Raw genomic sequence first — 4,378 nt, 5'->3', positions numbered from 1 at the left:
CGCGAGCCCGGAATCCACAATTTCGATCGGGAGTATGGATTCCGGGCTCGCGACTGCGTCGCGCCCCGGAATGACGGCGAGAGTTACATTCTGCTCCGTCATGGCCGGGCTTGACCCGGCCATCCAGGTCGCGCGGCAGATTTGGAAGGGGATGGATGCCCGGGTCAAGCCCGGGCATGACGGCGGAATATTAGGAGACATCGGTGTCCCTTCCCGCCTCGCGCTTGTAGGAGGCGTAGTTGGGCTGGTCGACGGCGAGCTTGGCGAGCGTGGTCTGCCAGAGATGCTCTTTCAGGCCAGGCGTCGCGAGATCGAGGGCACCGCTCGCAATCTGCTGCGCCAGCATGCGGTTGAGATCGAGCAAGGCGCCGTCCTCTCCCAGCAGGTCCTTCAACCGCGCAAGCTCCGCCGCGTCTGCCCCAGCTGCCTGCGTCAGCTGCCGCACGACGAGATCGAGTGCGTTGATGCCGACGCGCAGCTTGAAGGCCTGATGACCCGAGATCAGCGGCGCGATGTCGTTGCGCAGGAAGTCGGCCACGGCGTGCACCAGTTCGGTCGGCGTCGGTTCGTCCTGCATCAGCCTTCTCCTCGGGGCGCGAGCAAGCGCAGCAGATCGATCTCGGTCTCCGAGGCGCGGCGTCCGATCATCGCGCGCTCCATCGAATGGTCAGGGCCGATGCGGAACCGCTGCATCATGCCGCAGCACATCACGCCCCAGCGCAGCGTGCCCATCACTTCCCAGAACTTCACTCTGCTGGCATCGACCTTGCGGCCCGCGGCCTCGTAGCCGGCGAACAGCTCCTCGCGCGGGCCGAAGCCGCCGACGGGCTTGTCGATCTCGCCGAAGCGCCAGGAATTGACGCAGATCCAGCCGAGATCCTCCATGGGATCGCCGAGATGGGCGAGCTCCCAGTCGAGCACGGCGCGGACGCCGTCGGGGCCGATGATCAGGTTGCCGTTGCGGAAATCGCCGTGCACCAGGGTTATCTCGGTCGAAGGACCGGGATCGTTCTGCTCCAGCCAGCGCAGCGCCAGATCGAACACCGGGCGCGGCCAGTCGAAGCTCTGATATTCACGCCTGAGCTCCGCGATCTCCTTGGTCGCATTCATTTCGCGCAACGCCGGCAGCGCAGCGCGCGCGATGCCGTGGATGCCGGCGGCGATGCCGCCGAGCTGACGGGCCAGGCGCGGCCGCGCCGCGGCGAACTCGGCATCGCGCAAGATCTTGCGCGCGATGGTCTCGCCCTCGACGCGGCGCATGATGAAGCCGGTACCGAGATCGTCTTCCGGGCGCAACACATGCAGCACCTCGGGCGACGGCACGCCGGCGGCAGACGCGAGCCGCATCAAGGCCGCCTCGTTGTCGAGCCCGGCGGCGCGGCCGGGCGCGGCGCCATAGCCCTTCGGCGAGCGGCGCAGAATGGCGCCGACATCACCGGCGGGATGGACGATGTCGAAGCGCCACGTCTCCTGGCTGGCCCCGCCGGAGAGCTTGGCGGCGTCCCGCACGCCGGTCGCGCCCGGCATGAACGCGGCGACACAGCGGGACAGTTCGGTCTCGATCATTGGCCCTTGAACTTGGCCGGGCGCTTTTCGAGAAACGCCGTGACGCCTTCCTTGAAGTCACTGGTCGCGCCTGCGATGCGCTGCGACTGGAATTCCGCGTTGAGCTGCTCCTCGAACGAATTCTCCGGGCTCTCCCAATACAGCCCGCGGATCTGCGCCAGCGCCACCGTCGGACCGTTGGCGAGCTCATGCGCGAGCTTCATGGTCTCCTCCTTCAGCGCGGCGTCGTCATAGACGCGGTTGACGAGGCCCCATTGCAGCGCCGTCTCGGCCGGCAGCTTCTCGCCGAGCAGCGACAACTCGATCGCGCGCGCCTTGCCGACGAGACGCGGCAGCAGCCAGGTCGAGCCGCAGTCCGGCACCAGGCCGATGCGCCGGAAAGCCTGCAGGAAGTAGGCGGACTTGGCGCACAGGATCATGTCGCCCATCAGCGCGAAGCTCATGCCGGCGCCGGCGGCCGGGCCGTTCACCGAGGTGACGATCGGGCAATGCAGGTTGCGCAGGCGGCGAAGGAAGGGGTGGAAGGCGGTCTCGAGCGCGGCGCCCGCATTGCTGCGACCTGGCTTCGCCTGCGCGTTGCGGCCCTGCAGATTGGCGCCGGTGCAGAACGCGCGGCCGGCGCCGGTCACGACGAGGCAGCGGACGTCCGCCGTCTTCTCCTCGATCTCGTCGAGCGCTTCGGCGAGGCCGCCGAGCATGTCGATCGAGACTGCATTCATCACCTCCTGATGATCGAGCGTGAGGATGGCGACGGGCCCGTCGAAGTCGAGCGTGACGTGCTTGAACTGCATGGTTTCCTCTCAAGAGCTTGTCGGGTGCTGCATTCTTCGCGGCGGAAATTCGCAGCATCGCCGGTTCATCCAGCATATTTGATTTTTGCGCTGCGCTTGTCCATGGTTGCGTCATCCAAATAGCCGAAGCGCCGATAGCGCGCTCACATCGACGGAAACGCTCATGACCATGTTCGATCTCACCGGCCGTGTGGCCGTCGTCACCGGCGGCAACGGAGGGATAGGCCTCGGCATCGCCCAGGCACTTGCGTCCAGTGGCTGCAACGTTTCGATCTGGGGACGCAACGCCGAGAAGAACAAGGCGGCCGCGGCCTCGATGGCCGCAGGACCCGGCAAGGTCGATACGCGCATCTGCGACGTCACGAGCCCAGCCTCCGTCGCCGAGGCGATGAAGGCGACGCTCGACACATTCGGCCGCGTCGACGGCTGCTTCGCCAATGCCGGGATCGGCGGCGGCGGCCGCAAGCCCTTCATCGAGCGCACCGAGCAGGAATGGCGCACGATGTTCGCGACCAATCTCGACGGCGTCTTCCATGCCTTCCAGGCCGCCGCCAGGCATATGACCGCCCGCGCCGAAGCCGGCGATCCGTTCGGCCGGCTGGTCGCGACATCGAGTCTCGCCTCGCTGTTCGGCACCGCGCGCAACGAGCACTACGCCGCGACCAAGGCCGCGCTCAACGCGCTGTGCCGCGCGCTGGCCGTCGAGCTCGCGCGCTACGGCGTCACCGCCAATGCGATCCTGCCGGGCTGGATCAAGAGCGACATGACGGCGGGCATCATGGGCAACGAGAAGTTCGTCGCCAACGTGATGCCTCGCATCCCCGTGCGCCGCTTCGGCGAGCCGTCGGATTTCGGCGGCATCGCCGTCTATCTCATGAGCAAGGCGTCGTCCTACCACACCGCCGACTGTTTCGTGATCGACGGCGGCTACACCGCGTTCTGAGCCGGCAGACGACAGGGTGGACCGGGATGCCGGTCCACCAAGGGCGGTTTTGTTCCCGCGCGGTATTCCAAGATTTCCGAAATTTAATGCTCTGGGCGCTGCCACGCCCCCGTGACCTCGGCGTTGTCTCTCATCACATGACGAGGAGAATTCCAAGGGAAGGATGCCATGAAGCGCGGTGTGACGGTTTTGGCCTGTGTCTCTGCCCTGGCTGTGGCCGGTTACTTTGCGATGGCCAAATGGGGCATCCAGCACGAGAGCCGCGAGTTCTTCGACGCCGCCAGGCAGCGGCCGATCAACGTCGACATCGCCGTCCGCACGGACTACGAGATGAAGGCCAATGCCGGGCTGTGGCGGCTGCCGGTGGCGGTCATCTCCAACGGCAACACCGTCAAGAACACCGAGTACTCGTTCCTGGCGAACGTGTTCGCCGCGCGCGGCTATCTCGTCGCCAGCGTGCAGCAGGACCTGCCGACCGATCCGCCGCTCGTCACCAAGGTCGGCCTGCCCTATGTCGGCCGGCTCGACGTCTACAAGAAGGGCGAGGCCAACATTCTGTGCGTCCTGAAGGAGATGAAGAAGCGGCATCCGAATGCCGACTACGATCATCTCACGCTGGTCGGCCATTCCAACGGCGGCGACACCGCGATGTATTTCGCCAAGGAGCATCCGAACATCGTCTCCCAGGTGGTGACACTGGATAATCTGCGCGTCCCGTTCGTGATCCGGGACAAGCTCAAGATCCTGTCGTTCCGGTCGGATGATCCCGAGTTCAAGACCGACCCCGGCGTGCTGCCGTCGCATGTCGGCAAGAAGAGCGGCATCGACATCATCAAGACCGAGTTCCAGCATACCTGGATGAGCGACCGCGGCCCGTACACGGCGCGCGAGCGGATCCAGGCGACGCTCGACAAATATCTCGGCGGTGACACGACCAGCGAACTCGCACCCGCGGATACGGACAATCTGATCGTCACCAACGGCGCGGCCGCCCTGCCCTGACGACACCCGTCCACGCGCCGCGCTCTCGCGGCGCGTGCGCGCCCGAGCTCTACCGACCGAGAACCCTCGCGATCAC

At 66.1% G+C, this 4,378-nt stretch carries 5 protein-coding genes; 2 read left to right on the top strand and 3 right to left on the bottom strand.

Annotated features, from left to right (window positions below; genetic code table 11):
- Window positions 1-190 precede the first annotated feature (190 nt).
- Genes BRAS3809_RS01265 through BRAS3809_RS01255 form a run of 3 tightly spaced genes read right to left on the bottom strand, consistent with a single transcriptional unit; the run spans window position 191 to window position 2,357 of the window.
- Entirely contained in the window at window positions 191-577 is a 387-nt protein-coding gene (locus tag BRAS3809_RS01265; protein WP_008960287.1) for a DUF6285 domain-containing protein, read from the bottom strand.
- Window positions 577-1,566, bottom strand: a complete 990-nt coding sequence (locus BRAS3809_RS01260; RefSeq protein WP_035654871.1) for a phosphotransferase family protein — start codon at window positions 1,564-1,566, stop codon at window positions 577-579. The genes BRAS3809_RS01265 and BRAS3809_RS01260 overlap by 1 nt, the downstream gene beginning before the upstream one ends.
- Window positions 1,563-2,357, bottom strand: coding sequence for an enoyl-CoA hydratase/isomerase (locus BRAS3809_RS01255; RefSeq protein ID WP_008960285.1), 795 nt, complete (start codon window positions 2,355-2,357; stop codon window positions 1,563-1,565). The genes BRAS3809_RS01260 and BRAS3809_RS01255 overlap by 4 nt, the downstream gene beginning before the upstream one ends.
- Before the next feature lie 163 nt (window positions 2,358-2,520).
- On the opposite strand from BRAS3809_RS01255, the gene BRAS3809_RS01250 reads away from it, so the two are divergent.
- A complete protein-coding gene (locus BRAS3809_RS01250; RefSeq protein ID WP_008960284.1) occupies window positions 2,521-3,300 on the top strand; it encodes an SDR family NAD(P)-dependent oxidoreductase in 780 nt (259 codons plus the stop codon).
- 168 nt (window positions 3,301-3,468) lie between these two features.
- A complete protein-coding gene (locus BRAS3809_RS01245) occupies window positions 3,469-4,302 on the top strand; it encodes an alpha/beta hydrolase family protein (protein ID WP_008960283.1) in 834 nt (277 codons plus the stop codon).
- Window positions 4,303-4,378: the final 76 nt, after the last annotated feature.

The organism is Bradyrhizobium sp. STM 3809, from assembly GCF_000239795.1.
GTDB lineage: Bacteria > Pseudomonadota > Alphaproteobacteria > Rhizobiales > Xanthobacteraceae > Bradyrhizobium.
Note: the sequence above shows the minus strand (reverse complement) of the source record. Positions and strands in the feature narration are given on the sequence as shown.

Excerpts from the sequence above, each read along its gene's own strand:
- BRAS3809_RS01265 (WP_008960287.1), bottom strand. The coding sequence starts at position 577 with ATGCAGGACGAACCGACGCCGACCGAACTGGTGCACGCCGTGGCCGAC.
- BRAS3809_RS01245 (WP_008960283.1), top strand. The coding sequence starts at position 3,469 with ATGAAGCGCGGTGTGACGGTTTTGGCCTGTGTCTCTGCCCTGGCTGTG.
- BRAS3809_RS01250 (WP_008960284.1), top strand. The coding sequence starts at position 2,521 with ATGACCATGTTCGATCTCACCGGCCGTGTGGCCGTCGTCACCGGCGGC.
- BRAS3809_RS01260 (WP_035654871.1), bottom strand. The coding sequence starts at position 1,566 with ATGATCGAGACCGAACTGTCCCGCTGTGTCGCCGCGTTCATGCCGGGC.
- BRAS3809_RS01255 (WP_008960285.1), bottom strand. The coding sequence starts at position 2,357 with ATGCAGTTCAAGCACGTCACGCTCGACTTCGACGGGCCCGTCGCCATC.